Origin of the sequence: Pseudomonas sp. B21-015 (assembly GCF_024749285.1) — a bacterium.
GTDB lineage: Bacteria > Pseudomonadota > Gammaproteobacteria > Pseudomonadales > Pseudomonadaceae > Aquipseudomonas.
On sequence record NZ_CP087196.1, the window covers coordinates 1,940,339 to 1,959,259 of the forward strand.

Genomic DNA, 18,921 nt, shown 5'->3' on the forward strand with positions numbered 1-18,921 from the left:
CGGCTTACTCCTCGCGCAGGGTCTGGATCATGTAATTGACGTCGACATCGGCCGCCAGTTTGTAGTGCTTGGTCAGCGGGTTGTAGGTCAGGCCAATGATGTCCTTGACGGTCAGGCCGGCCATGCGGCTCCAGGCACCCAGCTCGGAAGGGCGGATGAATTTCTTGAAGTCGTGGGTGCCGCGCGGCAGCAGCTTCATGATGTATTCGGCGCCGACGATGGCGAACAGATAGGCCTTCGGGTTGCGGTTGATGGTGGAGAAGAACACCTGGCCGCCAGGTTTGACCATGCGGAAGCAGGCGCGGATGACCGAAGACGGATCCGGTACGTGTTCGAGCATTTCCAGGCAGGTGACCACATCGAACTGTTCAGGCAGTTCCTCGGCCAGTGCTTCGGCGGTGATTTGGCGATACTCGACATTCACGCCGGATTCCAGCTGATGCAACTGTGCGACCGCCAGTGGCGCTTCGCCCATGTCGATGCCCATGACGGTGGCGCCGCGCTGGGCCATGGCTTCGCTGAGGATGCCGCCGCCGCAACCGACGTCGAGAACTTTCTTGCCGGCCAGATTGACGCGCTCGTCGATCCAGTTGACCCGTAGCGGGTTGATGTCGTGCAGCGGTTTGAACTCGCTTTCGCGGTCCCACCAGCGATGGGCCAGGGCTTCGAATTTGGCGATTTCGGCGTGGTCGACGTTGCTCATGGTGTCAGTCCTCTAAAACTTGAAAAATCCTGTTGCCCCGGTTTTGGTCCAGGGTGCTTACGATTCGGTATGGCCGCTGATGCGCTGGCCCCAGGCCTTGGCCATGGCGCACAGTTGCGCTTCATCCAGGCGGGTCAGGCGGCCGTCGTCGAGCAGTTGCTTGCCAGCGACCCAAAGGTGTTTCGCGCAGTCGCGGCCAGTGGCATAAATCAGTTGCGAAACCGGGTCGTAGACCGGTTGCTGCGCCAGGCCCGACAGGTCGAACGCGACGATGTCCGCCGCTTTGCCGACTTCCAGCGAACCCGTTTCAGCTTCGATTCCCAGTGCGCGGGCGCCATTGAGCGTGGCCATGCGCAGGGCGCGATGGGCGTCCAGCGCGGTGGCCGAGCCGGCGACCGCTTTGGCCAGCAACGCGGCGGTGCGGGTTTCGCCGAGCAGGTCCAGGTCATTATTGCTGGCCGCGCCATCGGTGCCGACCGCCACATTGACCCCGGCCTGCCACAAGCGCTCGACCGGGCAGAAACCGCTGGCCAGCTTCAGGTTCGACTCCGGGCAATGAATCACATTGGTGTTACTTTCTACCAGCAGCGCCAGGTCTTCATCGCTGATCTGGGTCATGTGAACGGCCTGGAAGCGCGGCCCGAGCAGGCCCAGGCGGCCGAGGCGGGCCAGTGGCCGTTCGCCGCGTTGTTCCACTGATTGCTGCACTTCGAAGGCGGTTTCGTGGACGTGCATATGAATCGAGGCGTCCAGCTCTTCGGCGATCACCCGGATTTTTTCCAGGTTTTCGTCGCCCACGGTGTAGGGGGCATGGGGGCCGAAGGTGACTTTTATTCGCTCGTGATGCTTGAGATCGCCGAATAATTCGACGCCCTGACGAATGGCTTCATCCGCCGTGCTGGCGCCTGGAATCGGGAAATCGAGGATCGGAATGGCGATCTGGGCGCGAATGCCGCTGTTATGTACGCGTTCGCTGGCGACCTTCGGGAAGAAATACATGTCAGAGAAGCAGGTGATGCCACCTTTGATCTGCTCGGCGATGGCCAGGTCAGTGCCGTCGCGTACGAAAGCCTCGTCGACCCACTTCGCTTCAGCGGGCCAGATATGGTTTTCCAACCAGGTCATCAGCGGCAGATCGTCGGCCAGGCCGCGGAACAGCGTCATTGCCGCATGCCCGTGGGCATTGATCAGGCCGGGGCTGAGCAGCATGCCCGGCAATTCGCGGACTTCGGTTGCGTTAAGCTTCAAGGCTGCTGCGCGCGGGCCGATAAATACGATGCGACCGTCGCGGATGCCCAGGGCATGCTCTTTAAGGACCACGCCAGCCGGTTCGACGGGTACCAGCCAGGTCGGCAGCAATAATAGGTCGAGCGCAGCGGTGGGGGTCGGCATCGAGAGTCGGTTCCAGTGCTTTTGTAGAGGATGGCGAAGTATACCCGAGCGTCTTCGCGGGGGGATCGCTATAATCGGCGGCTTTTGTTCATGAGTGCGGGGTGTGGGGATGCGCGATCGACTGTTGGCTGCGGAGAAGGTGAAGGCCATCGATTGGCGTGATGGCGCACTGTACCTGCTGGATCAGCGTATTTTGCCGTTCGAGGAAACCTGGATCGCCTACACCAGCGCCGCGGGTGTGGCCGAAGCCATTCGCTCGATGGTGGTGCGCGGCGCGCCAGCGATTGGCATCAGTGCGGCGTATGCCATGGTGCTGTCAGCCCGCGCCCGAATTGCCGAGGGCGGTGACTGGCAGGCTGCGTGGGAAGAGGATTACGCGTTACTGGCCGATTCCCGTCCAACAGCGGTTAACCTGTTCTGGGCCTTGAGTCGCATGCGTGACCGCCTGGACCGTCTCAAGGAGGACGCAGACCCTCTGGCGGCACTGGAGGCGGAGGCTATCGCCATTCACGAAAGCGATCGCGAAGCCAACCTGACCATGGCCCAGCTGGGTGTCGATCTGATCCGCAAGCATCAGGGCAACGCCCAGGCGATCCTCACGCACTGCAACACCGGCGCACTGGCCACCGGTGGCTTCGGCACGGCGCTGGGGGTCATTCGCGGAGCCTTCATCGAAGGCATGGTCGAGCGCGTCTACGCCGACGAAACCCGACCATGGCTGCAAGGTTCGCGGTTGACCGCATGGGAATTGGCCAATGAAGGCATTCCCGTGACCCTCAATGCCGATTCCGCCGCCGCGCATATCATGAAAACCAAGGGCGTAACCTGGGTGATCGTCGGCGCCGACCGGATCACTGCCAATGGCGACGTGGCGAACAAGATCGGCACCTATCAATTGGCGGTCAACGCCATGCACCACGGCGTGCGCTTCATGGTGGTGGCGCCGAGTTCGACCATCGACATGAACCTGGCCAGTGGCGACGAGATTCCTATCGAAGAACGTGATGGTCGCGAGTTGCTGGAAGTCGGCGGCAAGCGGGTGGGGGCGGATGTCGATGCCTTCAACCCGGTGTTCGACGTGACCCCGGCCGATCTCATCGATGCAATCGTCACCGAAAAGGGCATTGTCGAGCGTCCGGATACGGCGAAAATGGCGCAGTTGATGTGCCGTAAGCGCTTGCATTGACGGTCTCTGGCGCCTGATCAATCGCTATCGCGGGCAAGCCCGCTCCCACAGGTTTTGTGAGCGCTGCAAAACTCTGTGGGAGCGGGCTTGCCCGTGATTAGGCCCTGAAAATCAATGAGGCAAGCTGAATCTGCCCTGAATTCTCCATTCAACACGGCTCTAAGCCCCTCTCGTCCCCTTTAAGCCTGTCACCGGTCAACTAACTATGCTCCATGCGCATCTGGGGGATAGGTGCGTGGCGGCTCTTGTGATAACATCCGGCGGTTTCCAGGGTAGCCTGATGTGGCTGCCTTTACTGCGCAGATCCATGGCATAACTCGTTGATTTGTCGTAAGTCGGTGCATGGCACTCAGTCTGCATCGGCGAGCTTCGTTCGTCCCATATGGATGTGACGAAGTTTCACCAAAAAAAGGAATCAGGCTTCTCATGGGCGAACTGGCCAAAGAAATCCTCCCGGTCAATATCGAAGACGAGCTGAAGCAGTCCTACCTCGACTACGCGATGAGCGTAATTGTCGGGCGGGCACTGCCGGATGCGCGCGATGGCTTGAAGCCCGTGCACCGGCGTGTGCTGTTCGCGATGAGCGAGCTGGGCAACGACTTCAACAAGCCGTACAAGAAATCTGCCCGTGTTGTCGGTGACGTGATCGGTAAGTATCACCCTCACGGTGATACCGCGGTGTACGACACCATCGTTCGGATGGCGCAGCCATTCTCGCTGCGTTACCTGCTGGTAGACGGTCAGGGCAACTTCGGTTCGGTGGACGGCGACAACGCCGCGGCCATGCGATACACCGAAGTGCGCATGACCAAGCTGGCACACGAGCTGCTGGCCGACCTGCACAAAGAAACCGTGGACTGGGTGCCGAACTACGACGGCACCGAAATGATCCCGGCGGTCATGCCGACCCGCATTCCCAACCTGCTGGTCAACGGCTCCAGCGGTATCGCCGTGGGCATGGCGACCAACATCCCGCCGCACAACCTCGGTGAAGTCATCGACGGTTGCCTGGCGCTCATCGACAACCCTGAGCTGACCGTCGATGAGCTGATGCAATACATCCCCGGTCCGGACTTCCCGACCGCCGCGATCATCAATGGTCGCGCCGGCATCATCGAAGCCTACCGCACTGGTCGTGGGCGCATTTACATGCGCGCCCGCTCGATGATCGAAGACATCGACAAGGTCGGTGGCCGTCAGCAGATCGTCATCACCGAACTCCCTTACCAGCTGAACAAGGCCCGTCTGATCGAGAAGATCGCCGAGCTGGTGAAAGAGAAGAAGCTCGAAGGCATCACCGAACTGCGTGACGAGTCCGACAAGGACGGTATGCGCGTCGTGATCGAACTGCGTCGCGGCGAAGTGCCTGAGGTCATCCTCAACAACCTCTACGCCCAGACTCAGCTGCAAGCGGTCTTCGGTATCAACATCGTCGCGCTGATCGACGGTCGTCCGCGGATCCTGAACCTCAAGGATCTGCTGGAAGCCTTCGTTCGTCACCGTCGCGAAGTCGTCACCCGTCGTACCGTGTTCGAGCTGCGTAAAGCGCGCGAGCGTGGTCACATTCTGGAAGGTCAAGCGGTTGCCCTGTCGAACATCGACCCGGTCATCGCTCTGATCAAGGCCTCGCCAACGCCGTCGGAAGCCAAGGAAGCGCTGATCAGCACGCCGTGGGAATCGACTGCCGTAGTGGCGATGGTCGAGCGTGCCGGTGCCGATTCGTGCCGTCCGGAAAACCTCGATCCGCAATACGGTCTGCGCGACGGCAAGTACTTCCTGTCGCCAGAGCAGGCACAAGCCATTCTGGAACTGCGTCTGCACCGTCTGACCGGTCTGGAGCACGAAAAGCTGCTGGCCGAGTATCAAGAGATCCTCAACCAGATCGGCGAGCTGATCCGCATCCTCAACAGCGCCACGCGCCTGATGGAAGTGATTCGCGAAGAGCTGGAAGTGATCCGTGCCGAATATGGCGATGTGCGCCGCACCGAGATTCTCGATGCCCGTCTCGACCTGACCCTGGGTGACATGATCCCGGAAGAAGAGCGCGTCGTGACTATTTCCCACGGTGGCTACGCCAAGACCCAGCCGTTGGCTGCGTACCAGGCTCAGCGTCGCGGCGGTAAAGGCAAGTCGGCCACCGGCGTCAAGGATGAGGACTACATCGCTCACCTGTTGGTCGCCAACAGCCACACCACGCTGTTGCTGTTCTCCAGCAAAGGTAAAGTGTACTGGCTGAAAACCTACGAAATTCCGGAAGCGTCCCGTGCTGCCCGTGGTCGTCCGCTGGTCAACCTGCTGCCGCTGGACAGTGATGAATACATCACCACCATGCTGCCGGTCGAGGAGTACACCGAAGGTCACTTCATCTTCATGGCCACTGCTAAAGGCACGGTGAAGAAGACCCCGCTGGAATCCTTCAGTCGTCAACGCAGTGTCGGTCTGATCGCGCTGGAGCTGGATGAAGGCGACGTACTGATCTCTGCCGCCATTACCGATGGCGAGCGCGAAGTCATGCTGTTCTCCGACGGCGGCAAGGTCACTCGCTTCAAGGAAACCGACGTTCGCGCCATGGGCCGTACCGCTCGCGGTGTCCGCGGCATGCGTCTGCCGGAAGGCCAGAAGCTGATTTCCATGCTGATCCCGGAAGAAGGCAGCCAGATCCTCACCGCTTCGGCGCGTGGTTTCGGCAAGCGCACCGCGATCACCGAGTTCCCTGAGTACAAGCGTGGCGGTCAGGGCGTTATCGCCATGGTCAGCAACGAGCGTAACGGCCGTCTGGTCGGCGCAGTCCAGGTGCTCGATGGCGAGGAAATCATGCTGATTTCCGACCAGGGTACTTTGGTTCGTACCCGTGTCGACGAAGTGTCCAGCCTGGGTCGTAACACCCAGGGCGTGACCCTGATCAAGCTGGCCAACGATGAAACGCTGGTGGGCCTGGAGCGGGTGCAGGAGCCGTCGGAAGTCGAGGGCGAAGAGCTTGAAGGTGAAGAGGGTGCAGTGTTCGACGGTGAAGTCGTGATCGACGACGTTGCCGACGACCAGCAACTCGACGCTGCCGCCGACGAAGAACCGCAAGAGTAAGCGGGCAAGCAGGGGGCGGATGAAGATTCGCCCCCTTGTTGTTTGTTCTGTTTGAAAATTTGCGACACTGCGCAGGATCGTTCCCACGCTCTGCGTGGGAATGCCGCTCGGGACGCTCCGCGTCCCATGACGCAGAGCGTCATTGGATGCATTCCCACGCAAAGCATGGGAACGATCATCCGCAGACCGAAAGATTTAAGTGACCACCAAATCAGAGCGAGATTGGATGTGAGCAAGAGAGCCTATAACTTCTGTGCCGGCCCTGCGGCGCTTCCCGAAGCTGTCCTGAAGCGCGCCCAGGCTGAACTCCTTGATTGGCATGGCAAGGGCCTGTCGGTCATGGAAATGAGCCATCGCAGCGATGAGTTCGTGTCCATTGCCACCAAGGCCGAGCAGGATCTGCGTGATCTGCTGAATATCCCCTCGAACTATAAAGTGCTGTTTCTGCAAGGTGGCGCGAGCCAGCAATTTGCTCAGATTCCTCTGAACCTGTTGCCGGAAAGCGGCACCGCCGACTATATCGACACCGGTATCTGGTCGCAGAAAGCTATCGAAGAAGCCTCGCGCTACGGCCACGTCAACGTTGCCGCCACCGCCAAGCCTTACGACTATTTCGCTATTCCCGGTCAGAACGAATGGAACCTGTCGAAAGACGCGGCCTACGTTCACTACGCGCCGAACGAAACCATTGGCGGCCTGGAATTCCAATGGATCCCGGAAACCGGTGATGTGCCGCTGGTCGCAGACATGTCCTCGGACATTCTTTCGCGCCCGGTGGACGTCTCGCGCTTCGGCATGATCTACGCCGGCGCCCAGAAAAACATCGGTCCGAGCGGCATCGTCGTGAACATCGTTCGCGAAGACCTGCTGGGTCATGCCCGTTCCATTTGCCCGACCATGCTCAACTACAAGGTCGCGGCCGATAATGGCTCGATGTACAACACTCCACCCACCCTGGCCTGGTACTTGTCCGGTCTGGTGTTCGAGTGGCTGAAAGAGCAGGGTGGCGTCGAAGCCATCGGCAAGCTCAATGACGTGAAGCAGCGCACGCTGTACGACTTCATCGACGCCAGCGGCTTGTATAGCAACCCGATCAACAAGTCGGACCGCTCGTGGATGAACGTGCCGTTCCGTCTGGCCGACGATCGTCTCGACAAGCCGTTCCTGGCCGGTGCCGACGAACGTGGCCTGCTGAACCTCAAAGGCCACCGTTCCGTGGGCGGCATGCGTGCCTCCATCTATAACGCCGTCGATATCGTTGGGGTCAACGCACTGGTTTCGTACATGGCAGAGTTCGAGAAGGAACACGGTTAATGTCTGAGCAAGAACTCAAGGCACTGCGCCTGCGCATTGACGCTCTGGACGAAAAAGTCCTGGAGCTGATCAGTGAGCGCGCACGCTGCGCCCAGGAAGTTGCGCGAGTAAAGATGGCCTCGCTGGCCGAAGGCGAAGTGCCGGTGTTCTATCGTCCTGAGCGTGAGGCTCAGGTGCTCAAGCGCGTGATGGAGCGTAACCAGGGGCCGCTGGGCAACGAAGAGATGGCGCGGCTGTTTCGCGAAATCATGTCCTCGTGCCTGGCGCTCGAGCAGCCGCTGAAGGTGGCTTACCTTGGCCCTGAAGGTACATTCACTCAGGCTGCGGCCATGAAACACTTCGGCCATGCGGTGATCAGCAAGCCGATGGCGGCGATCGACGAAGTGTTCCGTGAAGTGGCGGCTGGCGCGGTGAACTTTGGCGTGGTCCCGGTGGAAAACTCCACCGAGGGCGCGGTCAACCACACCCTCGACAGCTTCCTCGAACACGACATGGTGATCTGTGGCGAAGTCGAGTTGCGGATTCACCATCACCTGTTGGTCGGTGAAAACACCAAGACCGACAGTATCAGCCGCATCTATTCCCACGCTCAGTCCCTGGCCCAGTGCCGCAAGTGGCTGGACGCCCATTACCCGAATGTCGAGCGCGTGGCGGTGTCCAGCAACGCCGAAGCGGCCAAGCGGGTCAAGGGTGAGTGGAACTCGGCGGCGATTGCCGGCGACATGGCGGCAGGCTTGTACGGGTTGACCCGTCTGGCCGAGAAAATCGAGGATCGCCCGGACAACTCCACGCGATTCCTGATGATCGGCAGCCAGGAAGTGCCGCCAACCGGCGACGACAAGACCTCGATCATCGTTTCCATGAGCAACAAACCCGGCGCGCTCCACGAATTGCTGGTGCCGTTCCACGACAATGGCATCGATCTGACACGGATCGAGACCCGTCCGTCGCGCAGCGGTAAATGGACCTACGTGTTCTTCATCGACTTCGTCGGCCACCACCGCGACCCGCTGGTCAAAGGTGTGCTGGAAAAGATCAGTCAGGAAGCAGTGGCACTCAAAGTGCTGGGTTCCTACCCGAAAGCAGTTCTCTAAGGGCGGTAGCAAATGAGTGGCAACTTCCTCGCTCTGGCACAGCCGGGCGTGCAACAACTTTCGCCTTACGTTCCGGGCAAGCCTGTGGACGAACTGGCCCGTGAGCTGGACCTCGATCCGGCCAGCATCGTCAAACTGGCGAGCAACGAGAACCCGTTGGGCGCCAGTCCCAAGGCGCTGGCAGCGATTCGCGAAGCGCTGGCCGAGCTGACCCGCTATCCGGATGGCAATGGCTTTGCGCTCAAGACCCTGCTGGCCGAGCAGTGCCGCGTCGAGCTGAGCCAGGTGACGCTGGGCAACGGCTCCAACGACATTCTGGAGCTGGTGGCGCGTGCCTATCTGGCGCCGGGCCTGAACGCGGTGTTCAGCGAGCATGCGTTTGCGGTCTATCCGATCGTGACCCAGGCCGTTGGCGCCCAGGCAAAAGTGATTCCGGCCAAAGATTGGGGGCATGATCTGCCGGCCATGCTGGCCGCGATCGATGCCGATACCCGCGTGGTGTTCATCGCCAACCCGAACAACCCGACCGGGACCTGGTTCGACGCCGAAGCGCTGGATGAATTCCTGCAGGACGTACCGGAGCATGTGCTGGTGGTGCTGGACGAGGCCTACATCGAGTACGCCGAAGGCGGTGACTTGCCGGATGGTCTGGATTATCTGGCGGCCTATCCGAACCTGTTGGTGTCGCGCACCTTCTCCAAGGCCTATGGTCTGGCATCGCTGCGGGTCGGTTATGGCTTGTCCACTGTCGTGGTCGCGGATGTGCTGAATCGCGTGCGGCAGCCGTTCAACGTCAACAGCCTCGCATTGGCCGCTGCTTGCGCGGCGCTGCAAGACACCGATTACCTGGCAGAAAGCCGTCGTCTGAACGAATCCGGCATGCTGCAGCTGGAAGCGGGTTTCCGTGAGTTGGGGCTGAGCTGGATTCCATCCAGAGGCAACTTCATCTGTGTCGATCTGGGTCGCGTTGCTGCTCCGGTATTCCAGGGGTTGCTGCGTGAAGGTGTGATCGTGCGTCCGGTGGCCAACTATGGCATGCCGAACCACCTGCGCATCACCATCGGTTTGCCAGCGGAAAACAGCCGCTTCCTTGAGGCGCTGACCAAGGTTATGGCTCGTGGTTGATGTCACTGCACTGCAATCTGCTGAACCTATGATCGGTCGCCTGGTGGTGGTCGGTCTGGGGTTGATCGGCGGTTCGTTTGCCAAGGGCTTGCGCGAAAGCGGTTTGTGCCGCGAAGTGGTCGGGGTCGATCTCGACCCGCAGTCGCGCAAGCTGGCGGTCGAGTTGGGTGTGGTGGATCGCTGCGAAGATGATCTGGCGAAGGCTTGCCAGGGCGCTGATGTGATTCAGCTGGCGGTACCGATCCTGGCCATGGAGAAGTTGCTCGCGTTGTTGGCGGGCATGGATCTGGGGCAAGCGATTCTGACCGACGTCGGTAGCGCCAAGGGCAATGTGGTGCGCGCGGCGATCGAAGCGTTTGGCGGCATGCCGACGCGTTTCGTGCCGGGGCATCCGATTGCCGGTTCCGAGCAGAGCGGGGTGGAGGCCTCCAATGCCGAACTGTTCCGTCGCCATAAGGTGATTCTGACGCCGCTGGATCAGACTGATCCGGACGCCCTTGCCGTGGTCGACCGGCTGTGGCGCGAATTGGGTGCCGACGTCGAGCACATGCAGGTCGAGCGTCACGACGAAGTGTTGGCGGCAACCAGCCATTTGCCGCACTTGCTGGCGTTCGGTTTGGTCGATTCGTTGGCCAAACGCAATGAAAATCTTGAGATCTTCCGTTACGCTGCGGGCGGTTTCCGCGATTTCACAAGAATCGCCGGTAGCGACCCGGTCATGTGGCACGACATCTTCCTCGCCAACCGCGAAGCTGTCCTGCGCACACTCGATACATTTCGCAGCGACCTCGACGCCTTGCGCGACGCGGTCGATGCAGGGGATGGGCACCAATTGTTGGGCGTGTTCACACGCGCCCGGGTTGCCCGCGAGCATTTCAGTAAAATCCTGGCCCGCCGGGCCTATGTGGACGCTATGAATTCCAACGATCTGATTTTCCTGGCACAACCTGGTGGCCGCCTGACTGGGCGGATTCGTGTACCGGGCGACAAATCGATTTCCCACCGCTCGATCATGCTCGGTTCCCTGGCCGAAGGCGTCACCGAAGTGGAAGGTTTCCTCGAGGGCGAAGACGCCCTGGCGACCCTGCAAGCTTTCCGAGACATGGGCGTGGTCATCGAAGGTCCGCACCACGGTCGTGTGACCATTCACGGCGTCGGTCTGCATGGCCTGAAGCCTGCGCCGGGCCCAATCTATCTGGGCAACTCCGGCACCTCGATGCGTCTGCTGTCTGGCCTGTTGGCTGCGCAGAACTTCGACAGCACCCTGACTGGCGACGCATCGCTGTCCAACCGTCCGATGAATCGCGTGGCCAATCCGCTGCGTGAAATGGGTGCAGTCATCGAGACCGCCGCTGAAGGCCGTCCACCGATGACCATTCGTGGTGGCAACAAGCTCAAGGGGCTGACTTACACCATGCCGATGGCCAGTGCCCAGGTTAAATCCTGCCTGCTGCTGGCAGGTCTGTACGCCGAAGGCAAGACCACCGTCACCGAGCCGGCCCCGACCCGCGACCACACCGAGCGCATGCTGCGCGGCTTTGGCTACCCGGTGACCGTCAACGGCGCCACCGCCTCGGTCGAGTCCGGCCACAAGTTGACCGCGACCCACATTGAGGTGCCGGGCGATATCTCGTCGTCGGCGTTCTTCCTGGTGGCGGCGTCGATCGCCGAAGGTTCGGAACTGGTGCTTGAGCACGTCGGCATCAACCCGACCCGTACCGGCGTGATCGACATCCTGCGCCTGATGGGCGCTGACATCACCCTGGAAAACCAGCGTGAAGTGGGCGGCGAACCAGTAGCGGATCTGCGCGTACGGGCAGCTAAACTCAAAGGTATCGAGATCCCTGAGGCACTGGTGCCGCTGGCCATCGACGAATTCCCGGTGCTGTTCGTGGCCGCTGCGTGTGCCGAAGGGCGCACCGTGCTGCGTGGCGCCGAAGAGCTGCGCGTGAAGGAGTCGGACCGGATCCAGGTGATGGCGGATGGTTTGCTGGCGTTGGGCGTCAAGTGCGAGCCAACCCCGGATGGCATCATCATCGATGGCGGCCAGATCGGCGGCGGCGAAGTGCACGGTCACGGCGATCACCGGATTGCCATGGCCTTCAGTGTGGCTTCGCTGCGCGCGAGCGCACCGATTCGCATCCATGATTGCGCCAACGTTGCGACCTCGTTCCCGAACTTCCTCGCGCTGTGTGCGCAGGTCGGTATCCGTGTTGCACAAGAGGCTCAGTCGTGATCAGCATCGCACCGGTCATCACCATTGATGGGCCAAGCGGCTCTGGCAAGGGTACTGTCGCCGGGATGCTGGCCAAGCGCCTGGGTTGGAACCTGCTGGATTCCGGTGCGCTTTATCGATTGCTGGCTTTCGCGGCGCATAACCATGGCGTCGATCTGACCAATGAGGAATTGCTCAAGAAGCTCGCCGCTCATCTGGATGTGCAATTCATTGCGGCGACCGACGGTCAACTGCAGCGCATTATTCTGGAAGGTGATGAAGTCAGTGATGTCATTCGTACCGAAAGTATCGGCTCGGGTGCCTCGCAGGTCGCGGCGTTGCCCGCCGTTCGTGAGGCGTTGCTGCAGCGCCAGCGGGCCTTTCGAGAATCACCGGGTCTGGTGGCTGATGGCCGCGACATGGGTACGGTGGTATTTCCCGACGCGCCATTGAAGATTTTCCTCACGGCCAGTGCCGAGGAGCGTGCGCGCCGCCGATACTTGCAGTTGAAGGGCAAAGTCGATGGTGTTAGTCTGTCGAGTCTGCTAGATGAGATACGTGCGCGCGATGAGCGTGACACCCAGCGAGCGGTAGCCCCGCTCAAGCCGGCGGCTGACGCCATACAGCTGGATTCCACGGAATTGTCCATCGATCAGGTGCTGGAACGCATCATGAGCGAGATCGCCATTCGCGATATCGCCGGGTGACCAAGAAGCGACCCAGGGGACCAGTCATAGTCCTGCGTTGTTTCTTTAAATGAACGTAACCCACATCGTCTGGGATGTGGAGATGGGCGTATCCTTCGCCCTTATTCAACAGGAATTAAAATGAGCGAAAGCTTTGCGGAACTCTTTGAAGAAAGCCTAAAAACCCTGAACCTTCAGGCAGGCTCCATCATCACCGGTGTTATCGTTGATATCGATTACCAGGCTCGCTGGGTAACCGTTCACGCTGGCCTGAAGTCTGAAGCACTCATCCCGCTTGAGCAGTTCTACAACGACGCTGGCGATCTGACTATCAATGTCGGTGACGAAGTTCACGTTGCTCTGGACTCGGTTGAAGACGGCTTTGGTGAAACCAAGCTGTCCCGTGAAAAAGCCAAGCGCGCTGAATGCTGGATTGTTCTGGAAGCAGCCTTCGCAGCCGAAGAAGTGGTCAAGGGCGTTATCAACGGTAAGGTTAAAGGCGGCTTCACTGTCGACGTTAACGGCATCCGTGCGTTCCTGCCAGGTTCTCTGGTTGACGTCCGTCCAGTGCGCGACACCACGCACCTGGAAGGCAAAGAGCTGGAATTCAAGGTCATCAAACTCGACCAGAAACGCAACAACGTTGTCGTTTCCCGTCGCAGCGTCCTCGAAGCCGAGAACTCCGCCGAGCGTGAAGCTCTGCTGGAATCCCTGCAGGAAGGCCAACAAGTCAAAGGTATCGTCAAGAACCTCACCGATTACGGCGCATTCGTCGATCTGGGTGGCGTCGATGGCCTGCTGCACATTACCGACATGGCTTGGAAGCGTATCAAGCATCCTTCCGAAATCGTCAACGTTGGCGACGAGATCGATGTCAAGGTTCTGAAGTACGATCGCGAGCGCAATCGTGTTTCCCTGGGCCTCAAGCAGCTGGGCGAAGATCCATGGGTCGCTATCAAAGCCCGTTACCCAGAAAGCACTCGCGTTACCGCTCGTGTAACCAACCTGACCGACTACGGCTGCTTCGCTGAGCTGGAAGAAGGCGTTGAAGGTCTGGTACACGTTTCCGAAATGGACTGGACCAACAAGAACATCCACCCTTCGAAAGTCGTACAAGTCGGCGACGAAGTGGAAGTCATGGTTCTGGACATCGACGAAGAGCGTCGTCGTATCTCCCTCGGCATCAAGCAGTGCAAATCTAACCCATGGGAAGATTTCTCTGGCCAGTTCAACAAGGGCGATAAAATCTCCGGCACCATCAAGTCGATCACCGATTTCGGTATCTTCATTGGTCTGGACGGCGGCATCGACGGTCTGGTTCACCTGTCCGACATCTCCTGGAACGAAGTGGGCGAAGAAGCCGTTCGCCGCTTCAAGAAGGGCGACGAGCTGGACACCGTTATCCTGTCGGTTGACCCAGAGCGCGAGCGCATCTCCCTGGGTATCAAGCAACTGGAAAGCGATCCGTTCTCCGAGTACGTTCAAGAGAACGACAAAGGCGCCATCGTTAAAGGCATCGTGAAAGAAGTTGACGCTAAAGGCGCCATCATCACTCTGGCCGACGATATCGAAGCGACTCTGAAAGCCTCTGAAATCAGCCGTGACCGCGTTGAAGACGCGCGCAACGTTCTGAAAGAAGGCGAAGAAGTAGAAGCCAAGATCATCAGCGTTGACCGCAAGAGCCGCGTAATCCAGCTCTCGATCAAGTCGAAAGACGTTGAAGACGAGAAAGAAGCCATCCAGAGCTTGAAAGACAAGCCTTCGGATAGCATCGCTGCTGGTCCTACCACTCTGGGCGACCTGTTGCGTGCACAAATGGAAAAACAGAACTGAGTTCTGTCAGGCCATAGAAAAAGGGCGACTTCGGTCGCCCTTTTTTGTGTCTGTGATTTGGTTAATCCCAAGCTTGTTGATGCTGCAATATTTCTTCGTGAAACCAATGATATGCATGAGTTGTCTGTTTCTTTATACAGGTTAATCGTCTATTCAGGGCTAGGCTTAGTCTGAAGTGAACGACCGCTGGGTAATGCTCCCGGCATAAGGAAGTGAATGAACAAGCTCATTGTCGTGATAGCAGTAATGACATTGGCGGGCTGTACCACCAGCGCGAAGACTCATGCGGTGCGTGGCGTCAGTGGCATAGAGATCGATTGTTCGGGATTGGGCTCGGGATGGGAGAGGTGTCACAAGCGAGCGGCCAGGGAGTGCAAGGGCGCAGGTTATAAAGTCGTCGTAAGGTCCGATGATGCGAAGGAGGAGGATGAATTTCCTTTCGGCTTCAATCCCGCGGGTTATCTGACGCGCACCATGCTGGTTATCTGCAGGTGAATGCGGGGTTTGAGCGGTGTTCCGGTGCTCTGAAATTGGGCATCTCATTGCCGGGAAAGATATGTCAAGAACTCGGGCTGTTCAAATTCCTCCGGGCATGCTAAAACCTTTGAAGCGCTGATCTAGCTGCTTGAAAAAGAAGGGAAAAATATGACGAAGTCGGAGTTGATCGAACGAATTGTCACCCATCAAGGGCTACTCTCATCCAAGGATGTGGAGCTGGCCATCAAGACCATGCTTGAGCAAATGTCCCAATGTCTGGCCACTGGTGATCGAATCGAGATCCGTGGTTTTGGCAGCTTTTCCTTGCACTATCGCGCGCCGCGCGTAGGTCGCAATCCGAAAACCGGTCAGTCCGTCAGTCTCGACGGCAAGTTCGTACCTCATTTCAAGCCGGGCAAAGAACTGCGTGATCGCGTGAACGAGGAAGAGGAGGAGGGGTTTTGACAGCTGCTGCACTTCAAGGAGTCGCTGATGCGTAACCTCAAGCGCGTACTTCTCGCTATATTTGTCCTGTTGCTCGTTCTGGCGATCCTGGCGTTCGTTCTTGAGAACCAGCAAGGTGTGTCGCTGTTGTTCCTGGGGTGGTCGGGCCCACAGTTGCCGGTGTCGCTGATCATGGTGATCGCGCTGCTGGTCGGCATGGTGATCGGGCCGATTCTCGGCTGGTTTCTGGGGCGTACATCCAGAGCCTCACGCAAGCGCCTTACCTGATTGTGACAAACCCTTTGTGTGTATCGAATTTGTGTCGCAGCTTGTCCATATCCATTAGTAAAACCTTCATTAAGCTGTAAAATGCTGCGCTTGATCGATAGGGCATTCCCTAATCGGTTCAGACTGACTCTGTCAGAAGCCTCGGCGAACTTGATGGCTTTTGCATTCATGGATTCGACAGTGCGCGGTTGGCGGCCCTGTCAGTAACTTAAGGGTATGGTTTCGCGTGAAAATTCTAGTAACCGGCGGCGCCGGATTTATCGGCTCGGCAGTCATTCGTCATATCATCTCCAGCACTGCCGACTCTGTCGTTAACGTCGATAAACTGACTTATGCCGGTAACCTTGAGTCGCTGGCTGAAGTCAGCCAGAACTCGCGTTACGTGTTCGAGCGCGTCGACATCTGCGACCGTGATCAAGTGGACCGTGTCCTGCGTGAGCATCAACCGGATGCCATCATGCACCTGGCCGCAGAGTCCCACGTTGACCGCTCGATCTCCGGTCCGTCTGAATTCATCCAGACCAATATCATCGGTACTTACACCTTGCTGGAAGCTGCACGCCATTATTGGGCTGCACTGGATGATGCGCGTAAAGCCAACTTCCGCTTCCACCATATTTCCACCGACGAAGTCTACGGAGACCTCGAAGGTCCGGAAGACCTCTTCACCGAAACCACGCCGTATCAGCCAAGCTCGCCGTACTCGGCCAGCAAGGCCAGTTCCGATCACCTGGTTCGCGCCTGGGCTCGTACTTACGGCCTGCCGACCCTGGTCACCAATTGCTCGAACAACTATGGCCCATGCCATTTCCCTGAGAAGTTGATCCCGCTGATCATTCTCAATGCGCTGGAAGGCAAGCCGCTGCCGGTCTACGGCAAAGGTAACCAGGTCCGTGATTGGCTTTACGTCGAAGACCATGCCCGTGCACTGTACAAAGTCGTGACCGAAGGCGTGATCGGCGAGACCTACAACATCGGCGGCCATAATGAGAAGCAAAACATCGAAGTGGTGCATACCCTTTGCGCACTGCTCGACGAACTGCGTCCAGACTCCGCTCATCGTCCACACGCCAGCCTGATCACCTACGTTCAGGATCGCCCGGGCCACGACCAGCGTTACGCGATCGACGCCAGCAAAATCCAGCGCGAGCTGGGTTGGACACCGGAAGAGACCTTTGAAACCGGCATCCGCAAGACCGTCGAGTGGTACCTCAACAACACTGAGTGGGTGGCTCACGTGAAGAGCGGTAGCTACCAGCAATGGATCGACCAGAACTACGCGGATCGTTCGGACAACGCATGAAAATCCTCCTGTTGGGAAAAAACGGCCAGGTAGGCTGGGAGCTACAGCGCTCCCTGGCGCCGCTTGGCGAGTTGATCGCCCTGGACCGTCACTCGGTCGATGGTTTGAGCGGCGACCTGTCTGACCTTGATGCCTTGCGTGCGACGATTCGTCAGGTCAAGCCCGATGTCATCGTCAACGCTGCGGCCTACACTGCGGTCGATAAAGCTGAATCCGAGACTGAGCTGGCCGACCGCGTGAACGGTCAAGCCAGCCGGGTCATGGCTGAAGAGGCTGCATCCCTGGGTGCCTGGCTGATTCACTATTCGACCGACTACGTGTTCAGCGGTGAAGGCTTGAAACCATGGCAGGAGGCAGATGCTGTCGCCCCGGTGAATCACTACGGCGCCAGCAAACTGGCCGGCGAGCAAGCGATTACTACCTCGGGCTGCAAGCACCTGATCTTCCGTACCAGCTGGGTCTATGGCGCGCGCGGCAACAACTTTGCCAAGACCATGCTGCGTCTGGCCAAGGACCGCGACACCCTGAGCGTCATCGCCGACCAGATAGGCGCCCCGACCGGCGCAGATTTGATTGCCGATGTGACGGCGCTGGCCATTCAGCAAGTCATGCAGCGTCCTGCACTGGCGGGCCTGTATCACCTGGCAGCCGCTGGCGAAGTGTCCTGGCACGGCTATGCCAGTCATGTGATTGGTTTTGCCAAGGCCAGCGGTGAAGAGCTCGCCGTCACGACGATCAATCCGATAGACACAACCGCCTACCCAACACCGGCGCGCCGCCCTCTGAATTCCCGATTGAATACTCAGAAGCTGCGCGACAATTTTTCTCTACACTTGCCGGATTGGCAAAGTGGTGTCACCCGAATGCTTAGGGAAGTTCTGAATAAATGACCACGACAAATCGTAAAGGCATCATCCTCGCTGGTGGTTCGGGCACTCGTCTGCACCCGTTGACCCTCGGTGTGTCCAAGCAGATGCTGCCGATCTACGACAAGCCGATGATCTTCTATCCGCTGTCGGTGCTGATGCTCGCCGGTATGCGCGAAATCCTGATTATCTCCACCCCTGAAGACTTGCCGTGCTTCCGTAAGTTGTTGGGTGACGGCAGCCTGTACGGCATCAAGCTGACGTATGCCGAGCAGCCTAGCCCGGACGGCTTGGCACAAGCCTTCATCATTGGCGAAGAGTTCATTGGCAAGGATCCTTGCTGCCTGATCCTGGGCGACAACATCTTTTACGGTCAGCACTTCTCGGACAACCTGCGTTCCGCCAGTGCTCAAGAGCACGGCGCGACTGTATTTGGTTACCACGTGTCGGATCCGGAGCGTTTCGGTGTGGTTGAGTTCGACGCTTCCGGCCGTGCCTTGAGCATCGAGGAAAAGCCGCTGAAGCCTAAATCCAGCTATGCGGTGACTGGCTTGTACTTCTACGACAACCAGGTCGTCGAGATCGCCAAGAACATCAAGCCATCCGAACGTGGCGAGCTGGAAATCACTGACGTTAACCGCGCGTACCTTGAGCAGAAAACCCTCAACGTTGAAATGCTCGGCCGAGGCTTCGCCTGGCTGGATACCGGTACCCATGATTCACTGCTGGAAGCCAGTCACTTCGTGCATACCATTGAGCAGCGCCAAGGCCTGAAAGTGGCGTGCCTCGAAGAGATCGCCTATCACAATGGCTGGATCACAGCCGAGCAGTTGAGTACTCAGGCTGATGCCCTGAAGAAGACGGGCTACGGTCAGTATCTACAGAAACTCCTGGACTCGCCTTCCCACTGATTC

16 protein-coding genes are annotated in these 18,921 nt (G+C 58.9%); 14 read left to right on the forward strand and 2 right to left on the reverse strand.

Going from position 1 to position 18,921, the window contains the following annotated elements:
* Window positions 1-4: 4 nt before the first annotated feature.
* Both ubiG and LOY38_RS08865 read right to left on the reverse strand, forming a co-directional pair.
* Window positions 5-703 (reverse strand): bifunctional 2-polyprenyl-6-hydroxyphenol methylase/3-demethylubiquinol 3-O-methyltransferase UbiG, encoded by a 699-nt coding sequence (gene ubiG, locus LOY38_RS08860; RefSeq protein WP_258699685.1) that lies wholly within the window; start codon window positions 701-703, stop codon window positions 5-7.
* A 57-nt stretch (window positions 704-760) separates the two neighbouring features.
* Window positions 761-2,095 (reverse strand): TRZ/ATZ family hydrolase, encoded by a 1,335-nt coding sequence (locus LOY38_RS08865; RefSeq protein WP_258699686.1) that lies wholly within the window; start codon window positions 2,093-2,095, stop codon window positions 761-763.
* A gap of 109 nt (window positions 2,096-2,204) precedes the next feature.
* On the opposite strand from LOY38_RS08865, the gene mtnA reads away from it, so the two are divergent.
* The 14 genes from mtnA (at window position 2,205) to rfbA (ending at window position 18,918) form a co-directional block, all read left to right on the forward strand.
* A complete protein-coding gene (gene mtnA / locus LOY38_RS08870; protein WP_123357749.1) occupies window positions 2,205-3,281 on the forward strand; it encodes an S-methyl-5-thioribose-1-phosphate isomerase in 1,077 nt (358 codons plus the stop codon).
* A gap of 426 nt (window positions 3,282-3,707) precedes the next feature.
* The gene (gyrA, locus tag LOY38_RS08875; RefSeq protein ID WP_258699687.1) at window positions 3,708-6,362 is read left to right on the forward strand and encodes a DNA gyrase subunit A; all 2,655 of its coding nucleotides are present in this window, start codon (window positions 3,708-3,710) and stop codon (window positions 6,360-6,362) included.
* Between the two features lie 228 nt (window positions 6,363-6,590).
* Window positions 6,591-7,676 (forward strand): 3-phosphoserine/phosphohydroxythreonine transaminase, encoded by a 1,086-nt coding sequence (gene serC, locus LOY38_RS08880; protein ID WP_258699688.1) that lies wholly within the window; start codon window positions 6,591-6,593, stop codon window positions 7,674-7,676.
* Entirely contained in the window at window positions 7,676-8,770 is a 1,095-nt protein-coding gene (gene pheA, locus LOY38_RS08885; RefSeq protein WP_007899727.1) for a prephenate dehydratase, read from the forward strand. Before serC ends, pheA begins: the two co-directional genes overlap by 1 nt.
* Window positions 8,771-8,782: 12 nt before the next feature.
* Entirely contained in the window at window positions 8,783-9,895 is a 1,113-nt protein-coding gene (hisC, locus tag LOY38_RS08890) for a histidinol-phosphate transaminase (protein ID WP_258699689.1), read from the forward strand.
* Between the two features lie 28 nt (window positions 9,896-9,923).
* Window positions 9,924-12,131 (forward strand): bifunctional prephenate dehydrogenase/3-phosphoshikimate 1-carboxyvinyltransferase, encoded by a 2,208-nt coding sequence (locus LOY38_RS08895; RefSeq protein WP_258700686.1) that lies wholly within the window; start codon window positions 9,924-9,926, stop codon window positions 12,129-12,131.
* Window positions 12,128-12,817 (forward strand): (d)CMP kinase, encoded by a 690-nt coding sequence (gene cmk, locus LOY38_RS08900; RefSeq protein ID WP_258699690.1) that lies wholly within the window; start codon window positions 12,128-12,130, stop codon window positions 12,815-12,817. Before LOY38_RS08895 ends, cmk begins: the two co-directional genes overlap by 4 nt.
* 120 nt (window positions 12,818-12,937) lie before the next feature.
* Window positions 12,938-14,629, forward strand: coding sequence for a 30S ribosomal protein S1 (rpsA, locus tag LOY38_RS08905; protein WP_258699691.1), 1,692 nt, complete (start codon window positions 12,938-12,940; stop codon window positions 14,627-14,629).
* Window positions 14,630-14,845: 216 nt separating this feature from the next.
* The gene (locus LOY38_RS08910) at window positions 14,846-15,124 is read left to right on the forward strand and encodes a hypothetical protein (protein WP_258699692.1); all 279 of its coding nucleotides are present in this window, start codon (window positions 14,846-14,848) and stop codon (window positions 15,122-15,124) included.
* A gap of 150 nt (window positions 15,125-15,274) precedes the next feature.
* Complete coding sequence (gene ihfB, locus LOY38_RS08915) at window positions 15,275-15,571, forward strand: integration host factor subunit beta (protein ID WP_020299643.1); 297 nt, start codon at window positions 15,275-15,277, stop codon at window positions 15,569-15,571.
* Window positions 15,572-15,598: 27 nt separating this feature from the next.
* Window positions 15,599-15,838, forward strand: a complete 240-nt coding sequence (locus LOY38_RS08920) for a LapA family protein (protein ID WP_258699693.1) — start codon at window positions 15,599-15,601, stop codon at window positions 15,836-15,838.
* Window positions 15,839-16,064: 226 nt separating this feature from the next.
* Window positions 16,065-17,141, forward strand: a complete 1,077-nt coding sequence (rfbB, locus tag LOY38_RS08925) for a dTDP-glucose 4,6-dehydratase (protein ID WP_258699694.1) — start codon at window positions 16,065-16,067, stop codon at window positions 17,139-17,141.
* The gene (gene rfbD / locus LOY38_RS08930) at window positions 17,138-18,031 is read left to right on the forward strand and encodes a dTDP-4-dehydrorhamnose reductase (protein ID WP_258699695.1); all 894 of its coding nucleotides are present in this window, start codon (window positions 17,138-17,140) and stop codon (window positions 18,029-18,031) included. Before rfbB ends, rfbD begins: the two co-directional genes overlap by 4 nt.
* Window positions 18,028-18,918, forward strand: coding sequence for a glucose-1-phosphate thymidylyltransferase RfbA (rfbA, locus tag LOY38_RS08935; RefSeq protein WP_258699696.1), 891 nt, complete (start codon window positions 18,028-18,030; stop codon window positions 18,916-18,918). The genes rfbD and rfbA overlap by 4 nt, the downstream gene beginning before the upstream one ends.
* The last annotated feature ends 3 nt before the right edge of the window (window positions 18,919-18,921 follow it).

Bases quoted from the DNA above. Each gene is read 5' to 3' on its own strand.
- ubiG (WP_258699685.1), bottom strand. From the start codon at position 703: ATGAGCAACGTCGACCACGCCGAAATCGCCAAATTCGAAGCCCTGGCC.
- LOY38_RS08865 (WP_258699686.1), bottom strand. From the start codon at position 2,095: ATGCCGACCCCCACCGCTGCGCTCGACCTATTATTGCTGCCGACCTGG.
- mtnA (WP_123357749.1), top strand. From the start codon at position 2,205: ATGCGCGATCGACTGTTGGCTGCGGAGAAGGTGAAGGCCATCGATTGG.
- gyrA (WP_258699687.1), top strand. From the start codon at position 3,708: ATGGGCGAACTGGCCAAAGAAATCCTCCCGGTCAATATCGAAGACGAG.
- pheA (WP_007899727.1), top strand. From the start codon at position 7,676: ATGTCTGAGCAAGAACTCAAGGCACTGCGCCTGCGCATTGACGCTCTG.
- hisC (WP_258699689.1), top strand. From the start codon at position 8,783: ATGAGTGGCAACTTCCTCGCTCTGGCACAGCCGGGCGTGCAACAACTT.
- LOY38_RS08895 (WP_258700686.1), top strand. From the start codon at position 9,924: ATGATCGGTCGCCTGGTGGTGGTCGGTCTGGGGTTGATCGGCGGTTCG.
- rpsA (WP_258699691.1), top strand. From the start codon at position 12,938: ATGAGCGAAAGCTTTGCGGAACTCTTTGAAGAAAGCCTAAAAACCCTG.
- LOY38_RS08910 (WP_258699692.1), top strand. From the start codon at position 14,846: ATGAACAAGCTCATTGTCGTGATAGCAGTAATGACATTGGCGGGCTGT.
- ihfB (WP_020299643.1), top strand. From the start codon at position 15,275: ATGACGAAGTCGGAGTTGATCGAACGAATTGTCACCCATCAAGGGCTA.
- LOY38_RS08920 (WP_258699693.1), top strand. From the start codon at position 15,599: ATGCGTAACCTCAAGCGCGTACTTCTCGCTATATTTGTCCTGTTGCTC.
- rfbD (WP_258699695.1), top strand. From the start codon at position 17,138: ATGAAAATCCTCCTGTTGGGAAAAAACGGCCAGGTAGGCTGGGAGCTA.
- rfbA (WP_258699696.1), top strand. From the start codon at position 18,028: ATGACCACGACAAATCGTAAAGGCATCATCCTCGCTGGTGGTTCGGGC.